The organism is Paracoccus alkenifer, from assembly GCF_900108405.1.
Classification (GTDB): Bacteria; Pseudomonadota; Alphaproteobacteria; order Rhodobacterales; family Rhodobacteraceae; genus Paracoccus; species Paracoccus alkenifer.
Genome location: NZ_FNXG01000002.1, coordinates 25602 through 43421 on the forward strand (window position 1 = coordinate 25602; position 17820 = coordinate 43421).

Sequence of the window (17820 nt, forward strand, 5' to 3'; positions counted from 1 at the left end):
CCGGCGCGCCCACCGCGGCCGGAACAGGTGAGAGATCGAGGCAGGTTTCCTGACTTGCGGGTCGTCACCTGGTCCAGCCTTCCCGACGCGAGATTCGCGCCAGTGGCATGTCGGACAGGCTCTCCGCCAACAGTTGCGGGGGCAGTTCCGGAATTGGCGAAAGCCGGACCGGATTCCCTTTTTCCCGAGGTCTTCCCCGGCACCTTGATCTGCCGGCAAACTCGTCCGGATCAGCCTGTGAGTCAACGTGGCCGAGGCATCGAAATTCTCATCTAGATTATGAGGATGATACGGGGCAAAGTTGAGCCGAGGGCGGGTGCCGGTCGGCAGACCCTTGCCGCCGTCATCCCGGAACTGCTGCGATGCCAGTCCAATTCGCGATTGTCTCGCCACCACCGGGCGCAAAGCCTTGGTCCTGTTTTAAGTTCCGCGTTCTGCGCACTGGCCCCGAGCGAGCCGATGAACAGGCCGACTTACCCGTTTTTGCCACGCTGGCAATTCGACGCCAGAAAATGTCAGATCCGGGAATCGAGATAAAATCGGGGCCAAGAAAAAGCTTTTGTACCTGTCACCCTCGGGACGAGAAAATGCCGGCATCATCCTTGGGCTGAGTTGCCGCAGATCGCGAACTGGTGATCTGGGGCAGTCAGCCAGAGAACCCGGCCGGGCGAGGGCGGCAAGACATCAGGGGGCACGGCAGTTTCCCGGCAGAAAATCAGGGTCTTACCACATAGACCGAGCAGGTGGCGTGCCGGACCACCCGCGCGGCGTTCGGACCAAGCAGATAGTCTTTCAGAACCGGCCGGTGGGATCCGATCACGATCACATCCGCGGACAGTTTCCTGGCCGAGCGCAAGACCTCGTCGTAGATAGTGCCTTGCAGGACATGGGGATGGACCTCGACATCCTCGGGCACATTGGTCTTGATCCACTCCTTCAGCGCGGTCGCCAACCGTCTTAGCGCCTCTTTCTCGAAACCCTCGCGGAAATGCCCTGAAACCTGCGGCAGGCCAAAGCTGGGCAGGACCGATACCACGTGCAGCTGCGCTCCGTGGTGGCGCACAAGGACCAGCGCGGCGTCAAGCAGGGCAAGGCTGCCCTGCTCTTCGGACAGGTCGATGGTCATCAGGACCGTTTTCATCGTCGCTCCTCCCTAGAATGCGGGTTTGGTCTGGCGCCGGCGCTGGATGGCGATCACCAGCGCCAGCAGCAGCAGCGCCGGCGGATAGAACCAGTAGCGCGACGGCCGTTCGGCAGGTTCCAGCAGGCTGACGACCTCGGTCCGGGCGTCGGGCCGGTAGAAATCAAAGCCGGCCATCGCCTCTTGCATGGCCGATCCGAACATCGGTTCTTCCATGAACATGCGGTCGCCCTCGGGCATCAGGAACAGCCCGGCCGCCTGCGCGCGACCCTGCGCGGGGTCGCTGTCCGCGATGGCGTGGACCACGGTTGTCCGGGTGATGGCGCCGGCAAAATTCGGCCCCTGCACGACAAAGCGCAGCCGCTCGCCGGGTTCGGCCTGGTCGAATGCCTGCTCAAGCTGGGCCACCGGGCGTTCGGCAAAGGCAGGGAACACGCGGTCCTGCCAGAAGTTCGGCACGAACAGCGTGAATGCGACCAGCAGCAGCGCCGCACTTTCCCACAGCCGCGACCGGGCAAGGAAATAGCCCTGCGTGGCGGCGGCGAACAGCAGCATCGCGAATGTGGCGACGACAAAGATCCACGCCGCATATGCAAGCCCGCCCGCCGTGCCAAGGTCGACGCCATACAGGATCAGCGCCGGATTGTAGATGAACAGAAAGGGCAGGGCGATGGTGCGCAACGAATAGCCGAATGCGGTGACCCCGGTGCGGATCGGGTCGCCGCCCGACACCGCCGCGGCCGCGAACGAGGCAAGGCCCACGGGGGGCGTCACGTCAGCCATGATCCCGAAATAGAACACGAAAAGATGCGCCGCGATCAGCGGCACGATCAGCCCCTCTTGCGCGCCCAGGCTGACCACGACCCCGGCCATCAGCGACGACACGACGATATAGTTCGCCGTCGTCGGCAGCCCCATGCCCAGAACCAGCGAAAAAGCCCCGATCAGGATCAGCATCAGCATCAGGTTGCCGCCGGCGAAGATCTCGACCAGCCCGGCCAGCTCGGTGCCGATGGGGGTGCGGGTGACGGTGGCCACGATGATCCCGGCCGCGGCCGTCGCCACGCCGATGCCGATCATGTTGCGCGCGCCAGAGATCATCCCGTCGATCAGGTCGTTCCAGCCTGCGACCAGCGCCGGCAAGATGGCTTCGCCGCGGAACATGGCTTTCAGCGGGCGCTGGGTCAGCATGATGAAGATCAGCATCGCGACCGCGTAAAAGGCGGATTTGGCGGGCGACTGCATCTCGACCATCAGGAACCAGACAAGGACCAGGATCGGCAGCAGGTAATGCAGCCCCGTCGGCAGGACATGCCCCATGCGCGGCAGCTCGAACCGTTCGGCGCTGGGGTCGTCCAGTTCCAGGTCGTCGCGCTGGGCCGAGATGCGCACCAGCCAGGCATAGACCGCCAGCAGCAGCAGCATGACCACCGGATCGGCGATCGCCGGGGCCAGCGCCTGCAACCCGCGCACGCCGTAGATCAGCGCCGTGAATGCCACGCCCATCAGGACAAAGCCGACAAAGGTCCGCAGCAGCATCGACAGCAGCGACCGGGCCTCGCCCAGGGCCGGCATGTCGCGCTTGAGCGCCTCGAGATGGACGATATAGAGCAGCGCGATATACGAGATCACCGCCGGGATGAAGGCGTGCTTGATCACCTGCACGTAAGAGATGCCGATGAATTCGACCATCAGAAATGCCGCGGCACCCATCACCGGCGGCATGATCTGCCCGTTGACCGACGAGGCAACCTCGACCGCGCCGGCCTTTTCCGAGGTGAAGCCGACGCGCTTCATCAGCGGGATGGTAAAGGTGCCGGTGGTCACCACGTTGGCGATTGAGGAACCTGAAATCAGCCCGGTCAGGGCCGATCCCACCACCGCCGCCTTGGCCGGCCCGCCGCGCAGATGGCCCAGCCCGGCAAAGGCGATCTGGATGAAGTAATTGCCCGCCCCGGCCTTGTCGAGCATCGACCCGAACAGCACGAACAGGAACACGAATGCCGTCGACACGCCCAGAGGGATGCCGAAAACGCCCCCGGTATCCAGCCATTGCGCGTTGATGATCGAGGTCAGCGACATCCCGTTATGGCTGATGATGTCCGGGATCAGCCAGCCCGACCCCATGTAGCTGTAGATCAGAAACAGGCTGCCGACGATGGTCAGGGCCGGGCCAAGCGCGCGGCGCGACGCCTCAAGCAGCAGGACAAGGCCGGCGGCGCCGATGATGACCTGCGTCTGCGTCGGCAGGCCGGACCGCGCGGTCAGTGACAGCTCGCGGGAATAGACAAAGATGTAGAACGCGCAGAAGCCGCCGGCGATGGCCAGCACCCAATCCATCAGCGGCACCCTGTCGCGGGGCGAGGATTTCAGCGCCGGATAGGCCAGATAGGCCAGCACGATCGCAAAGGTCAGGTGGATCGGGCGCGTCTGCGAGCTGTTCAGAACCGGCAGATATTGCCCGAACCACAGCTGCGGCTGCGCGATCCACAGCTGGAACAGCGACCAGGCCAGCGCAAGTCCCGCAATCAACAATGCGACCGCCCGGCTGCGCGGTTCGCGCGCGCCGGTATCGCTGCTGGCGACCAGATCATGCAAATCCTCGTCGCTGAACTGGCGTTCCTTCGGCTCTGGTGCCCTGGTCATCATGTCCCCGCGGCTTATGTCTGGAAAAACAAGGGGTCGCCGCCCGCCGGGGCGACGACCCTGTCGGTTACAAGGCTGGCTGGCGCATTACTCGATCAGACCGGCTTCGCGGAAATAGCGCTCGGCTCCCGAATGCAGCGGGGCGGTCAGCCCCTCGCTGGCCATTTCAGCCGGATCCAGGTTGGCAAAGGCGGGATGCAGGCCCTTGAACTGGTCGATGTTGTCAAAGACCGACTTGACCACGTTATAGACGACCTCTTCGGGGACATCGGCCCCCGTGACCAGCGTGGCGCCGACGCCAAAGGTGGTCACATCCTCGTCCGTGCCGCGATACATGCCGCCCGGAATGACGGCCGTGCGGTAAAAGGGGTTTTCCTCGACCAGCTTTTCCACCTCGGGGCCGGTGACGTTCACGACCACGGAATCGCAGGCGGTCGTCGCCTCCTGGATCGAGCCCGAGGGGTGGCCGACGGTATAGATCATCGCGTCGATGTTGTTGTCGCAAAGCGCCTGCGACTGTTCGCCCGCCTGCAATTCGCTGACCAGCGAGAAATCGCCCATGGTCCAGCCCAGCGTGGCCATCAGCACCTCCATCGTGTCGCGCTGGCCCGAGCCGGGGTTGCCGACGTTCACGCGCTTGCCCTTGAGATCCTCAAAGTTGCGAATGCCGGAATCCGCGCGCGCAACCACGGTGAAGGGTTCGGGGTGCAGTGCAAAGACCGAGCGCAGGTTTTCGTTCGGGCCCTGGTCGGCAAAGTTGTCGACGCCGTTATATGCCTTGAACTGCACGTCGGACTGGGCGACGCCGAACTGAAGCTCTCCGGCGCGGATGGCGTTGACGTTGTAGACCGACCCGCCGGTTGCCTCGACGCTGCAACGGATGTTGTTGGTCGCCCGTTCGCGCGACACCATCCTGCAAATCGCCCCGCCGGTGGGGTAATACACCCCGGTCACCGCGCCGGTGCCGACCGTGATGAAGGTTTCCTGAGCCAGCACAGGGGCTGATGTGGCCAAGCCGATGGCTACTGCGTAAACCCCGATTTTCATGGCTTTTCTCCCGTTCAGCCCTGTTGTTATGACATCTACGTTAGCTCGCGCGGCCTTGTAGTTCAATTTTATTATCGGGCAAAGACACGCAGCCCCCACCCGCGGGCGCCGCTCTTGCGCGGGAATCCGGGGCCTGGCAGCATGCCTGCCCGGGCGGGCCTTGTAAGTCCTGACCTTGGGAAACAGCGGCCCATATGCCCCTTGCGGGATTGGCCGCGTCCGGGTCCGGATTGTCGCGAGCGCGGAGTCGAACTGGTCTGCCACCGGGGTTTCCGGCCAGTTTTTCGTGTCATCCAGACCCCGTCGAGGCCCAGCGACATACTGGCATCCAAACGGTGCGGTTCAGGTGTCCTGATCACAATGCGGCGCGCATGGTGCCTGCCTGTCCCCGTGGCAGGCGACGCTCCTGTCCGGATCGCGCTGTCCGGGGTGATTCCAGCGTGGATTGTTCTCGAACGGCATCGGGCCAGGCACCAATATTTGCCGTTGCAGATCGAACGTTTGCAGCTCTCGTCCCGGTCCGTCGATCAGAACTGCTGTGGTTTCGACGGTGAGAAAGGGCGCAGGGCCAGAAGCTGCGCCCCGGTCGCGATCCGGGATGCGGGGCTACGTGGACCGCGGTTCCTGATGGTATCCAGCCATGGAGCTGAACTTTGCTTGACGGTCCTTGCGAGCGTCGCGCTCTTCGGCGGCCTTGAGGTAATGGCCCTGCAATTCCCGGGTCAGCGGCCCGGGGCTGCCGTTGCCGACAACTGCGCCGCCGATCCGCACGACCGGCAGCACCAGGCTGGAGGCCGAGGTCATGAATGCCTCGGCCGCGCCCTGCGCCTCGGCCGGGGTAAAGGCGCGTCTTTCGACCGTCAGCCCGTGTTCGGCGCATAGCCGCAGCAGCGCGCGGCTTGTGCAGCCCGGCAGTGTCGCCTGTGAATCACCCCGGGTCACGATGCGGCCGTCGGCGGTAATGATATAAGCGGTCGAGGACGCACCCTCGGTCACCTTTCCGTCCTCGACCAGCCAGACATCGGCAAAGCCGCGTTCGCGCGCGCGGGTCTTGGCCAGCACCTGCCCCAGCAGCATCACTGTCTTGATGTCCCGCCGGGTCCAGCGCGGGTCATCGGCAAGATCGACGGCGACCCCTTCGCGCTGGGCTTTGGTCCCGACCAGCTTGCGCGCCTGCGTAAAGCCGATCAGCGCCGGGGCCAGCCCCTCGGGGTAAAGAAAATCCCGATCCGTCTCGCCGCGCGAGACTTGCAGATAGACCGTGCCCTCGGTCAGGTCGTTGCGGGCGATCAGCTGCTGCTGGACATGCTCGATCCGGTCCACCGGCATCGGCAGCGGGATCGACAGTTCCGCCAGCGACCGTTGCAGCCGCGCAAGATGCAGGTCGTTGTCGATCATCCGCCCGCCGATCACGGCAGTGACCTCATACACGGCATCCCCGAACAGCAGGCCGCGGTCGAACAGACTGACCTGCGCCTGCGCCTCGTCCCGGAAATCCCCGCGACAATACACGATCCGGGCCATTCAAAAGTCCTTGCACAGCCGCAGGCTGTCCAGCAGTGCGGCGTGGATGTTGCGGCTGGCGACCGCATCGCCGACGCGGAACAACATGTATTTGCCATCGGGGTTCGAGATCAGTGTCTGCGGCCGCCCCTCCATCAGTGCCTTGTGGTCTGTGGCGCCAAGGTTCTTCGACGCGGGTTTGAGCTCGTCATACAGGTCGTCCACCGGCAGCGTGCCGTTGTCACAGACCACCTGATCGACCAGCCGAGTGTCCTGTTCCAGCGTGTATTCGTTGCGCATGGTGACCCGCAGCTTGCCATCTTGGGGCTTGACGCTCAGCAGCCGCATGTCGGGGGTGATCCGCACGCCCTTGCTGTAGAGGTTCTGAAGATAGACCGGGAAGTTATAGGCCCCGGCCTCGACGCCCAGGTGGCGCTCGGGGGTGATCACCTCCAGCGTCTTGGCGCGCTGAGCCAGGTAATCGGCGCAGCTGATCCCCGAATCCGCGCCCTGATCGTCGAACATCAGCACGTTCTCGGCGATCGCCACGCGGCCGCCGAGGATGTCCCAGCTGCTGTAGACATGTTCGTCGCCCTCGATCTCGCCGACGCTGGGATAGCCGCCGGTCGCGACGACCACGATATCGGGATCGAAGCGTTCGACCATGGCGGTGTCGGCCATGTAGCCCAGCCAGATGTCCACGCCCAGCTTGCGGCACTGATCCTCGAGCCATTGCGGCACGGTTTGCAGATCCTGCCGCCAGGTGACATGGGCGGCGATATTGACCTGACCGCCGGCCCTGGGCTCGGCCTCGATCAGCGTGACCTTGTGGCCGCGCTCGGCCGAGACGCGCGCAGCCTCCAGCCCGGCGACGCCGCCGCCGACCACGACCACATTCCTGGGCGTGTCGGCCTTGGGCACGTCATGGGGCAGAGACGCCTCGCGCCCGGTCGCGGGGTTTTGCAGGCACAGCGATTCCCCGCCGGCATAGATGCGGCTGATGCAATAGTTGGCGCCGACGCAGGGGCGGATGTCGCTGACCCGGCCCTCCATCAGCTTGCGCACGATATGGGGGTCGGCGATCTGCGCGCGGGTCATGCCGACCAGGTCGATCATCCCGTCCTCGATGGCGCGGGCGGCGGTCGAAAAGTCGATGATGCGGTTGGCGTGCATCACCGGCAGGGCGATCTGTTCCTTGATCGCCGCGGCCATCGGCAGATAGGGCGCCAGCGGCGTTCCCATGCTGGGCATCGACATCGAGGCGGCGCGCCAGTTGTAGACGGTGCTGGCCATCACGTTCAGGTAGTCGATCTGTCCGCTGGCCGACAGCGCCTTGGCGATCTCGATGCACTCGGGCTGTTCCAGCCCATGCTCGAAGAACTCGTCGGCAGTGATGCGCACGCCCAGCACCAGCTGGTCGCCCAGCCCGCGGCGGACCGCCTCGACGATCTGCAGCGGGAAGCGCAGGCGGTTTTCAAGAATGCCGCCGTATTCGTCCATGCGGCGGTTCACTGCCGGCGACAGGAACTGCATCCCGATCTGACCGCCACCGAACAGCAGTTCCAACCCGTCCAGCCCCGCCGCGACGGCGCGCTGTCCGGCGTCTTGGAAATCTTGCAGGATACGGTCGAAGTCCCAGGGCTCCATTTCCTTGGGGAACGAGCGGTGCTGCGCCTCGCGCACCGCCGACGGACCCACCGGGGTGATCCAGGCGCCGGAATCCCAGCGGCCGCGCCGGCCGGCGTGGGAAATCTGGCAGAATACCGCCGCGCCATGTGCGTGGACGGAATCGGTCAGCTCTTTCATATGCGGGATGGCGCGGTCCTCGGCCAGCGTCAGCTGCCCGAAGGGCGCGGCCGCGTCGGGCGACACCGCGGTCGATCCGCCGATCATCGTCAGGGCCACCCCGCCCCTGGCCTTTTCTTCGTGGTAGCGGCGATAGCGTTCACCGGCGATGGACTGGACGCTGTAGCCCGGCGCATGGGCCGTGCTGACGATGCGGTTGCGCAGGGTAAGATTGCGCAGATTGAACGGTTGAAGCAGGATATCATAGGCTGACATCGGGACGTGATCCTTGCAAGGCGAGGAGTGGCAGGTCGAATGAATACCGGGCAGTCAGGCAGGTGTCAGACCTGCCCGGAATAACGCTTGAGAAACGAGGCGAGCCGCTCGGTTTGCGGGTTTTCCATCAGAACCTCGGGCTTGCCGCTTTCCAGCACCCGCCCCTGGTCAAAGAAATACAGCGTGTCGGCCACGTCGCGGGCAAAGGCCAGCTCGTGGGTGACCACCAGCAGCGTGCGGCCCTCGCTGGCCAGATCGCGGATCACCGCCAGCACCTCGCCCACCAGCTCGGGGTCAAGGGCCGAGGTCGCCTCGTCGAACAGCAGGACGCGGGGGGCCATGGCCAGCGCGCGGGCGATCGCCACCCGCTGTGCCTGGCCGCCGGACAGCTCGGTCACCGGGGCTGTCGCCTTGTGCTTGAGCCCGACCCGGTCAAGCAGCGCCAGCGCGGTTTCCTCGGCCTCGTCGCGCCGCATTCCCTTGACCAGCCGTGGGGCGAGGGTGATGTTGCGCAGCACGTTCATGTTCGGGAACAGCTCGAAGCTCTGGAACACCATCGCCATCGACTTGCGGAAATTCAGCGAGCGGTCGGCGCCGCGGATCATTTCCCCGTCGGCGAACTCCACTTCGTCCTCGCCGATGCGCATCGTGCCCGAGGTCGGCGTTTCCAGCATGTTCAGGCAGCGCAGAAAGGTGGACTTGCCGCAGCCGCTGGACCCGATGATCGCGGCGGTCCGGCCTTCGTCCAGTTGCAGGCTGACATCGTCGACGGCGACGACATCGCCGAACAGCTTGCGCAGATGGGTGATTTCGATGAAGGGGCGGGACATCAGCGCGTCCTTCCTTGGGCAGAGCGTTTCTCGACGACATGGGCGATAGAGGCGAGGGGCCAGATCAGGATGATGTAGAGCACCGAGGCAAAGGTCAGCACCTCCAGCGGGCGGTAGGTCTCGGCCGTCAGCGACGATGCGGTGAACATGATGTCATGGACCGCGACCACCGACAGCAGCGAGGTGTTCTTGAACTGGATGATCGACTGGTTGACGATGGCCGGGGTCATCCGCCGGAACGCCTGCGGCAGGACCACATGGCGCATCGCCTGCCAGGGCGACATGCACAGCGAACGGGTGGCGTTCCACTGTCCCTTTTCGATCGACTGGATGCCGCCGCGGAAAATCTCGGCCGAAAACGCGGCCATGTAGAAGGTCAGCCCCATGCTGGCGGCAAGCCAGGCCGGCATGTTGACCGCCAGCACCATCGGAAATGCATAGTAGAACCATACGATCTGGATCAGCGCAGGCGTGCATCTGAACAGTCCGATGAACAGCGCCACCGCCCGGCGCAGCACCCAGAACCGGCTGATCAGCGCCAGCCCCAGGATCAGCCCCAGGATCAGCCCGACCGCCGTGGTGGCGATGCCGTAGGCCAGCGTTACCTTGATCGCCCCGAACCAGGCTGCGGGATCCCAGACGGCCGACCAGTCGAATTGATAATTCACTCCGAAGCTCCTTCGTTGTGGGAAGCGGGCGGGTCCGTCGCATCAGCCCCGCCCGCGACCTGGAGGACTCAGAACTTCACTTCTGGCGGCAGTTCAGCGATATCGACCCCGGCAGCCTCAAAGGCTTTCATGAAGATCTCGGTCACTGCACCCGAGGCGCGCTTTTCCTCGGCCCAGACGGCCAGCCACTCGGCCAGCTGGTCGGCGTCTTTCAGGATACCTGCCGAAGACCCCATCGACTTGAGCGGTTCAGGCACGGTGATCTGACCGAATGCGTCGGGCGCCGCCGCACGGACGTTGACGCAGCGCAGGATGTCCGCGCCCATGACATCGGCACGGCCCGACTGCACCGCCAACGTCACCTCGGCATATTCCCCAAGGCTGATATGGGTGGCATTCGGCGCGCCCTCCTTGAAGGCGGTCTCGACGCTGGTGCCGGTCACCGTCGCGATCCGCACCGCGGGATCGTTCAGGCTTTCCCAGGTCGCGCCTTCGGTGAAGGACTTCGAGTTCACCCCGCAGAACGCCAGATCATACATCGGCCCGATCATCGACAGGGCTTTCTTGCGTTCCTCGGTCGCGCTCATCCCCGGCCAGAGGTCGATCTTGCTGGCCTGCAGGTCCAGCACGATGGTCTTCCAGCTGGTCTCGCGGAACTCGGGGACGATTTCCTTGCCCATCTCGGTGGACAGATCGGCGGCGATCGCGCGGCAAAGCTCGATCTCGTAGCCTTCCCATTGGCCGCTCTCGCGATCGTGCCACGAGCCGATCTTGTCGTTGGGGATGGCGCCGCAGACGATCTTTCCGCGCTCGGCGATGCGGTCCCAGACCGCATCCGCCTGCGCCGCGGAACCGACCGCCGCGAATGCCATCGCAACGGTCAGGGCCGAATATTTACCCATGGGTTTCATGTTTTCCTCCTCCTCGTTGGCTGTCTTGTGTCTTTATCGGCTTCAGGCTTGCGGAAGCTCGATCCCGGCGCGTGCGTAGATCGCCCTTACCTCCTTGCCGATCTCGGCGATCTTGGCGTCGTCGCCCATGATGTGGGGCGCGCGCACGGCACCGCCCGGCCGGCCCAGCGCGGCCATGGCGCATTTCACGAATGAAAAATTGGCCAGTCCCGAGCGGCCCAGCAAGTGATACATCTCGTCGATCACCCGCTGGTTTTTCGCAGCTTCGGCGGCATCCCCGGCGCGAATTGCGTTGTAGTAATCGACGACCTGGCGTCCGACGACGTTCGAGATGGTCGAGACGATCCCCGCGCCCCCGCGCGACATGATCGCTGCGCCGTAAGGTTCCAGCCCGGCAAAGATTGCCAGCCGGTCGCGGGTGGCATAGCAAAGCTCGGCCACCGCATAAAGATCGCGGGCGCTTTCCTTGTAGGCGGCAACCCCTGGAATCGCGGTCAGTTTTTCAGTCAGCCCGGTCGGCAGGGCGACACCCACGCGGGCAGGGTTATTATAGACCATGATCGGCAGGCCGATGGCGGCGATTTCCTCGAACACCTTCACGATCTCGGCCGGCGTCGGCAGGCAATAGACCGGCGGCAGCACCATCACCCCGTCATAGCCGATGTCCTTGGCCACGCGGGTCAGGTGCAGGGTCTCGGCATGGTTGGTGCTGGAAGTGCCGGCGATCAGGGTGCCGCGTCCCGCCACCACTGCATGGACGCCGCGAAACAGCTCTTCGCGCTCTTCCAGCGACATCGAGTAATATTCGCCGGTGCTGCCGCCGACGATGAAACCGTGGACGCCTTCGCTCAAAAGCAACTCGACCAGTGCGGCCTGCTGGGCCTTGTCGATCTTGCCTTCAGAGGTGAACGGGGTTGCCAGCGCGGGGAACACCCCAGTCCACTTTGCCTTGGTCATCCTATTGCTCCTTGACTGCTTGGATATTTGATATATCGTATTCGATGTGTGGTATTACCTGTCAAGGGGCATTAACGTGTTGACCCAAGAAAATTCACCCAAATACGAAACTGCGCAGCGAGGGGACACGCTGGCGCAGCAGGTAAGCCGGCAGCTTTCCTCGGCCATCCTGTCGGGGATGTTCGCACCCCTGGACCGGCTCAACATCCGCCGTCTGGCCGACGAGATGGGGGTTTCCGCTACCCCCGCGCGCGAGGCGATCCTGCGTCTGATTTCCGACGAAGTGCTTCAGATCAACAACAAGGGCGCCATCATCGTGCCCGAGCGGACAGCCCCCGAAATCGCTGAAATCTTCAGCATCCGCCGGATGCTCGAGGGGCAGATGGCGGCCAGCGCCGCCGCCGCGCTGACGGACGATGATATCGCATTCCTCGAAGCCACCCAGGCAGAATTCCTGCGCAGCTTGGCTGACGCTGATTTCAAGGAGGTGCTGCGCTATAATTCGCTGTTCCACTTTCGCATCTACGAACGTGCCGGGCAGCCCATTGGCCTACGCATCGTCGAATCGCTGTGGCTGCGAATCGGGCCGACACTGCGGCACATGTATCCGTATCTTCAACGAAATCGCGGTAACCACCGTGGTCATGAGAACGTGATCGACGCCGCCCGCCACCGAGACCCCGAGGCATTGCGTCATGCGATTCTTGCCGATCTCGACGCGTCCGAGACTGCACTGAAGCGCTATATCGCCAACCCCAACGGCGCCTGACCGGCCATCCCGGCCGATCCTGGGCGAAACGAAGTGAGCCTCATGAACACCGCAAAAGCCAGAACCGCCGCCGGGCAGGCTGACACGATCATCGTCGGGGGCGGCATCTTCGGGCTGTTCTGCGCCATGACCCTGGCCGAGGCGGGAAAATCCGTCATCCTGCTGGACAAGGGACGTATTTGGGCCGAGGCATCGGCGGTCAATGCCGGATCGCTGGGCGTGCAGAACAAGCTGCCGGCGCTGATTCCCTATACGCTGTGGTCGTGGGACATCTGGAACACGCTTTCCGATCGGTTGGGGGCCGATCTGGGGCTGCGCCGCAACGGCGGCTACAAGATCGCCATGACCGAGGATGAGGCCGCGCGGCTAGGCCGGGTCGTGTCCGAACAGATCGACTACGGGCTTGACGCGCAGCGCCTGTCGCCGGCCGCGTTGCGGGCGCAGGCGCCGTGGATCGCCCCCGACTGCATGGCGGCCACATGGTCGCCGCAGGACGGCTACGCAAGCCCGACACGGGTCGGGCCGGCACTGCGGCGCAAGGTTGAAAGCCTGGGCGTCCGGATCGTGGAAGGTGCGGCGGTCGCCGCTGTGGAAAACGGCCCTGACATTCGCGTCCTGACCACCGCCGGGGACTTCCACGGCACCGAACTGGCCATTACCGCCGGCGCCTGGTCGGCGACTATCGCGGCAATGCTGGGGGTCAAGATCCCGATCAGCCTCGATGTGAACATGGTTTCCGTGACCGAGCCCGCGCGCCCGACCATCGAGTGCATCGTGACCCATGCCCGCGGCATCCTGACGCTCAAGCAGGTGGCCAATGGCAGTTGCCTGATCGGGGGCGGCTGGCAGGGGATTGGAAGCATCGGCGACAGCCGCAAGGATATCGACCACGACCAATTGGTCCACAATCTGCGGCTGGCAATGCGGGTGATTCCGGGGCTCGCCCCGCTCAACATCCTGCGTAGCTGGGCGGGGTATGAGGGCGTGACCCCCGACAGCTACCCCTATCTCGGCCGGCTGCCTGGGCACGATAACGTCTATCTGGCCGCCTGCGCACGCGGCGGCTTCACTCTCGGCCCGCTGATGGGCACGCTTCTGGGCGAGTTGATCCTGACGGATCGTCCCTCGCGCCCGATCACGATCTTCGATCCAGCGAGATTTTCCAATGCCGCAGCCTAAAATGCGCTTTATTCCCGGTGTCGTCCCCAACGCGGGAACGCTCAGTTTCAGCTTCGAGGGCAACGAGATCCCCGCCCGCCCCGGCGAAACCGTCGCCTCGGCCCTGATGCGGGCGGGGGTGCCGGTCCTGCGCCGCACAAGGATCGAGAACCAGCCCCGCGGCTATTTCTGCGGCATGGGCATCTGCTGGGAATGCGCGGTGTTTGTCGAAGGCACTGGCGTCGTGCGCAGCTGTGGCGAGCCGGCTCGCCCCGGCATGGTCGTCCGTCTTGCCGAGGCCGAGGTCTGAGATGGCGAACCCGGTTTTCACCCCCACCAACGCCAACTCCGACGCCCCCGTCATCGTCATCGGGGCCGGCCCCGCGGGTCTGGCCTGCGCCCAGGAACTCGTGGCCGGAAACCGCCGCGTCGTGTTGATCGACGACAACATCCAGCCGGGCGGACAGTATTTCCGCCAGCTGCCCCCCGGTTATTCGACCGCGCCGCGCGCAAGGCTGATGCGGGACAAGGCCCGCTATGACGATCTGGCCCGGGTGCTGGACAGCCCGCTGCTTACACATCTGCCCCGCACTACTGCATGGTCCTTTCCCCAGCCCGGCACCGTGGCCCATGCCGGCCCCCTAGGCAGCGGCCGCATCGCCGGCTCTGCCGTGGTCATCGCCACCGGCGCGCAGGAACGGTCCATGCCGTTTCCGGGCTGGACGCTGCCCGGGGTGATCTCGGCGGGCGGTTGCCTCAACCTTGCCAAGGCGCACGGGCTGGTTCCCGAAGGGCGCGTGGTCGTGGCGGGGAACGGGCCGCTGGTGCTGGTCGCCGCCGCGACTATGGCCGCAGCCGGCGCCCGGGTCACGACCGTGGCCGAGGCTCAACAATCCCGCAGGCTGGCCGGCGCCGCGCTGTCGGGGGTAGTCGCCGCGCCCGGCATTCTTGCGAAAGCCGCGCAGTATCGCGCCCAGATCCTGCGCGCGGGTGCCGCCTGGAAAACCGGCTGGATGGTCAGCCGCGCCCATGGCGACGAGACGCTGCGCGAGGTCTCGATCGCGCCGGTCGGCCCTGACGGCCGCCCGGACCTGACGCGAGAACGGACGATTCCGGCCGATCTGCTGGTGCTGGGCTACGGGCTGATGCCCGGGTCTGATGCAGCCCGCCTGCTGGGCTGCCGGATGGAACTGCGCCCCGACCTTGGCGGGCTGGTCCCCGTCCGCGGACCGGACCTGCAAACCAGCACCGCCGGCGTCTATGCGGTCGGCGACGGCGCCGGCATCGGCGGGGTCGAGGTGGCATTGATCGAGGGGCGGCTGGCCGCCCACGCGATCCTCGGCACCCCCGCCCCCAAGCAGCTGGCGCATCGCTATCGCACGCTCGACCGGTTCCGCCGCGCGCTGAACAGCGCCTATGTCCTGCCCACGCCCCTGCGTGCAGCCGACGACGACACGATCATCTGCCGCTGCGAGGAATTGCGCCTGCGCGACCTCAAGGCCGACGGCAATGCGGCCTCGGGCAGTCTCAACACGCTGAAAACCTCCAGCCGGCTGGGCATGGGGCGCTGCCAGGGCCGCAATTGCCTGCATACGGCGGCGGGGCTGCTGGGGCTGTCGCCCGAAACCATGGTCGAGACCATGCCTCGGTTCCGTCCGCCGCTGCGCCCGGTGCCGCTGGCGCGGCTGGCGGCGGATCGCGACGCCGGACCTGCCCGCGAACCCGACGAAATCATTCTTTCAGAAGCCAAGGACTGACCGATGACCTACCAAAGCGAAATCCACAGCATCGATCTCGACCCCTATATCGACGGTCAGCGCCGCAAGATCACGGGCGAGACCTTTCCCACCTATGATCCCGCCAGCGGCACCGTGTTGCACGAGGTGCCGGTCGCCGATGCGTCCGTGGTGGGCGAGGCGGTCGAGACCGCGGCCCGCGCGCTCAAGGGCAGTTGGGCCGCCATCACCCCGGCCGAACGCAGCCGGATGCTGTTCCGGGTTGCGCAGGAAATCCGCAACGACGCCGAGCGCCTGTCCATCGTCGAATCGCTCGACGCCGGCAAACCCCTGCGCGAGGCGCGGGGCGACATCGAGACCTCGGCCCGCTACTTTGAATACTACGCCGGCATCGCCGACAAGATGCAGGGCGACACCATCCCGCTGGGCCCGGATTTCATCTCGTTCACCCTGCACGAGCCGATCGGCGCCACCGCCCATATCATCCCGTGGAATTTCCCGCTGGTGACCACCGCCCGCGGCCTTGCCCCGGCGCTGGCCGCAGGCGCGACCGCCGTCATCAAGCCGGCCGAACAGACCCCGCTGACCGCGCTGATGCTGCCGGAATACCTGGAACGCGCGGGCGTGCCCGCCGGGGTGGTGAACGTGGTCTGCGGTCCCGGCGCCGTCACCGGCGCGCCGCTGGTCGCGCATGACAAGATCGCGCATGTGACCTTTACCGGTTCGGTTGCGACGGGCAAGGCGGTGCTGGCCTCGGCCGCTAGCCATGTCGCATCGACCACGATGGAGCTGGGCGGCAAGTCGCCGGTGGTGGTTCTGGCCGATGCAGACATGGACGCCGCGCTGGACGGGGTGATGAAGGCCATCTTCACCAACGCCGGGCAGGTGTGCTCGGCCGGATCGCGCCTGGTGATCGAGCGCGGCTGCGCCGATGCCTTCCTCGACCGGCTGGTCGCGCGCATCAAGACGCTGGGCTTCGGCCGCGGTCTGGACAACCCCGACATCGGCCCCGTCGTCTCGCACCAGCAGCTGCTCAAGATCGAGGGCATCGTCAAGGCGTCGGTCGGCGCAGGGGCGCAGCTGCTGGTCGGCGGCTCGATCGCCCACCCCGAAGGGCTGGGCGGCTGGTTCTTTGAGCCCACGGTGCTGCTCGCTTCGGACCCGGCGACGCTGGCCGTGCAAGAGGAAATCTTCGGCCCGGTTCTGACCGTGCAGATCGCGGATGATTTCGACCACGCCTGCGCGCTGGCGGAATGCACGGATTTCGGGCTGGTGGCCGGGATCTACACCAGCGACATCTCCAAGGCCCTGCGCTTTGCCCGCATTGCATCGGGCGGGCAGGTCTTCATCAACCAGTATTTTGCCGGTGGCGTGGAAACCCCGTTCGGGGGCGTCAAAAACAGCGGCTTCGGCCGTGAAAAGGGGCTCGAGGGGCTGAAGTCCTATTATACCGTCAAAACGGTCACCGCCCGCATCTGATCCCGAAAGAAAGACCTGACCCCAGCGTGTGGGGCGATCGGAATGGAGTTGCGCTTCCGGAACTATTGCCAAGATTTTTACTCTGGAAGCTATCTTGGCAATCTCGCCTGACGCCTGAGCGCGGAAGAACGGAGCCTCGATCTCACGAGCTCTATCAAACGCGTCTGTCGTCCGCCCTGCTTCTGCATGGGTTACGGCGTCGGTGACCGTCCATGACAGCATGATCGCGCCCTATACCCACAGCATGGAGATACAGGCGGTCATGCGATATGCGGCCGCCGACGTGGCAAGGCGAGAGTTGCCGGTGGTGGCTGAACCCCGCGGGCTGGACGAATGGCAAGGCGAGCCACGTTACGTTCAGCAGGACTTCCAGTGGTGGAGGAAAACAGAACGAAGCGAAGCGTATCTGGCGAGACTCGCAGCCTGAGAAACGGAGACAGGAAGGGAGGTTGTCCCTTACAGACTGACCGGGCGAGAAGAGTGAGTGTAGGATTTACCAGCCCTCCAACCAACATTCTTCTCCCTCCGTCCCGCTTTCCCCATGCTTGCACATATCAACTTATTGAATATGAAAAAGAAATTTTGGCGTGCAGGAGCGCAAAGAAGGGGAGCGACTGGCAGGCTGTCTCGGGTGACCTTTTGAGGTGGCGGAGTGAGGTGGAGCATCCGGGAGGATGCGGCGGCAATGTTCGCACAGGCGGGCTTCAGTCTACAGACAGGGCTGTTTGACGTAAAAAGGCGCCTTGGTGAGGCGACCTTGGTTTCGGGTATGATCAGACCCGCCGAGGTGGGAGGCCTTAGAAAAAAGGCGAAGACCGGCTCATCCCGACAGGGCCGGGCGCTTACACTACCCGGCAAGCTGGTTCCCTTGTTAGCGCCGGGTCAGCGGCTTTCGACAGCACTGCCCGGCTTTT

Annotated in this window: 15 protein-coding genes and 1 riboswitch; of the genes, 6 read left to right on the top strand and 9 right to left on the bottom strand. The window is 64.9% G+C overall.

All coding sequences use genetic code 11. The annotated features are described in order from the left end of the window. Window positions 1–22: 22 nt before the first annotated feature. A riboswitch (cobalamin riboswitch) is annotated at window positions 23–222 on the bottom strand. Between the two features lie 493 nt (window positions 223–715). The 9 genes from BLW83_RS04320 to BLW83_RS04360 all read right to left on the bottom strand — a co-directional run bounded on the left by BLW83_RS04320 (window position 716) and on the right by BLW83_RS04360 (window position 11764). Further along, window positions 716–1141, bottom strand: a complete 426-nt coding sequence (locus tag BLW83_RS04320) for a universal stress protein (protein WP_090846014.1) — start codon at window positions 1139–1141, stop codon at window positions 716–718. Between the two features lie 12 nt (window positions 1142–1153). Then, entirely contained in the window at window positions 1154–3790 is a 2637-nt protein-coding gene (locus tag BLW83_RS04325; RefSeq protein WP_425433932.1) for a TRAP transporter permease, read from the bottom strand. Window positions 3791–3874: 84 nt separating this feature from the next. Further along, window positions 3875–4834, bottom strand: a complete 960-nt coding sequence (locus BLW83_RS04330; protein ID WP_090846016.1) for a TAXI family TRAP transporter solute-binding subunit — start codon at window positions 4832–4834, stop codon at window positions 3875–3877. A gap of 606 nt (window positions 4835–5440) precedes the next feature. Further along, window positions 5441–6358, bottom strand: a complete 918-nt coding sequence (locus tag BLW83_RS04335; RefSeq protein ID WP_090846020.1) for a D-amino-acid transaminase — start codon at window positions 6356–6358, stop codon at window positions 5441–5443. After that, window positions 6359–8398 carry an NADH:flavin oxidoreductase gene (locus BLW83_RS04340; RefSeq protein WP_090846022.1) on the bottom strand — a complete coding sequence of 680 codons (2040 nt, stop codon included), beginning with the start codon at window positions 8396–8398 and terminating at the stop codon, window positions 6359–6361. Between the two features lie 65 nt (window positions 8399–8463). Beyond that, entirely contained in the window at window positions 8464–9228 is a 765-nt protein-coding gene (locus BLW83_RS04345) for an amino acid ABC transporter ATP-binding protein (RefSeq protein WP_090846024.1), read from the bottom strand. After that, a complete protein-coding gene (locus BLW83_RS04350; RefSeq protein WP_090846027.1) occupies window positions 9228–9896 on the bottom strand; it encodes an amino acid ABC transporter permease in 669 nt (222 codons plus the stop codon). Before BLW83_RS04350 ends, BLW83_RS04345 begins: the two co-directional genes overlap by 1 nt. A gap of 68 nt (window positions 9897–9964) precedes the next feature. Next, window positions 9965–10807: a transporter substrate-binding domain-containing protein gene (locus BLW83_RS04355; protein ID WP_090846031.1), complete on the bottom strand. Its 843-nt coding sequence runs from the start codon at window positions 10805–10807 to the stop codon at window positions 9965–9967. A gap of 42 nt (window positions 10808–10849) precedes the next feature. Next, complete coding sequence (locus BLW83_RS04360) at window positions 10850–11764, bottom strand: dihydrodipicolinate synthase family protein (RefSeq protein ID WP_090846033.1); 915 nt, start codon at window positions 11762–11764, stop codon at window positions 10850–10852. Between the two features lie 46 nt (window positions 11765–11810). Between BLW83_RS04360 and BLW83_RS04365 the strand changes: the two genes are divergently transcribed. The 6 genes from BLW83_RS04365 (at window position 11811) to BLW83_RS04390 (ending at window position 17333) form a co-directional block, all read left to right on the top strand. Next, window positions 11811–12533 carry a GntR family transcriptional regulator gene (locus BLW83_RS04365; RefSeq protein WP_090846035.1) on the top strand — a complete coding sequence of 241 codons (723 nt, stop codon included), beginning with the start codon at window positions 11811–11813 and terminating at the stop codon, window positions 12531–12533. A gap of 42 nt (window positions 12534–12575) precedes the next feature. Beyond that, on the top strand, window positions 12576–13712 hold the full coding sequence (locus BLW83_RS04370) for an NAD(P)/FAD-dependent oxidoreductase (protein WP_090846038.1): 1137 nt from the start codon (window positions 12576–12578) through the stop codon (window positions 13710–13712). Between the two features lies 1 nt (window position 13713). Beyond that, entirely contained in the window at window positions 13714–14001 is a 288-nt protein-coding gene (locus BLW83_RS04375; RefSeq protein ID WP_090846040.1) for a (2Fe-2S)-binding protein, read from the top strand. A 1-nt stretch (window position 14002) separates the two neighbouring features. Next, window positions 14003–15448 carry an FAD-dependent oxidoreductase gene (locus BLW83_RS04380; RefSeq protein ID WP_090846042.1) on the top strand — a complete coding sequence of 482 codons (1446 nt, stop codon included), beginning with the start codon at window positions 14003–14005 and terminating at the stop codon, window positions 15446–15448. Between the two features lie 3 nt (window positions 15449–15451). Beyond that, complete coding sequence (locus BLW83_RS04385) at window positions 15452–16906, top strand: aldehyde dehydrogenase family protein (protein WP_090846044.1); 1455 nt, start codon at window positions 15452–15454, stop codon at window positions 16904–16906. A 202-nt stretch (window positions 16907–17108) separates the two neighbouring features. Beyond that, a complete protein-coding gene (locus tag BLW83_RS04390) occupies window positions 17109–17333 on the top strand; it encodes a hypothetical protein (RefSeq protein ID WP_177172489.1) in 225 nt (74 codons plus the stop codon). Window positions 17334–17820 lie beyond the last annotated feature (487 nt).

Excerpts from the sequence above, each read along its gene's own strand:
- BLW83_RS04320 (WP_090846014.1), bottom strand. The coding sequence starts at position 1,141 with ATGAAAACGGTCCTGATGACCATCGACCTGTCCGAAGAGCAGGGCAGC.
- BLW83_RS04325 (WP_425433932.1), bottom strand. The coding sequence starts at position 3,790 with ATGATGACCAGGGCACCAGAGCCGAAGGAACGCCAGTTCAGCGACGAG.
- BLW83_RS04330 (WP_090846016.1), bottom strand. The coding sequence starts at position 4,834 with ATGAAAATCGGGGTTTACGCAGTAGCCATCGGCTTGGCCACATCAGCC.
- BLW83_RS04335 (WP_090846020.1), bottom strand. The coding sequence starts at position 6,358 with ATGGCCCGGATCGTGTATTGTCGCGGGGATTTCCGGGACGAGGCGCAG.
- BLW83_RS04340 (WP_090846022.1), bottom strand. The coding sequence starts at position 8,398 with ATGTCAGCCTATGATATCCTGCTTCAACCGTTCAATCTGCGCAATCTT.
- BLW83_RS04345 (WP_090846024.1), bottom strand. The coding sequence starts at position 9,228 with ATGTCCCGCCCCTTCATCGAAATCACCCATCTGCGCAAGCTGTTCGGC.
- BLW83_RS04355 (WP_090846031.1), bottom strand. The coding sequence starts at position 10,807 with ATGAAACCCATGGGTAAATATTCGGCCCTGACCGTTGCGATGGCATTC.
- BLW83_RS04360 (WP_090846033.1), bottom strand. The coding sequence starts at position 11,764 with ATGACCAAGGCAAAGTGGACTGGGGTGTTCCCCGCGCTGGCAACCCCG.
- BLW83_RS04370 (WP_090846038.1), top strand. The coding sequence starts at position 12,576 with ATGAACACCGCAAAAGCCAGAACCGCCGCCGGGCAGGCTGACACGATC.
- BLW83_RS04375 (WP_090846040.1), top strand. The coding sequence starts at position 13,714 with ATGCGCTTTATTCCCGGTGTCGTCCCCAACGCGGGAACGCTCAGTTTC.
- BLW83_RS04380 (WP_090846042.1), top strand. The coding sequence starts at position 14,003 with ATGGCGAACCCGGTTTTCACCCCCACCAACGCCAACTCCGACGCCCCC.
- BLW83_RS04385 (WP_090846044.1), top strand. The coding sequence starts at position 15,452 with ATGACCTACCAAAGCGAAATCCACAGCATCGATCTCGACCCCTATATC.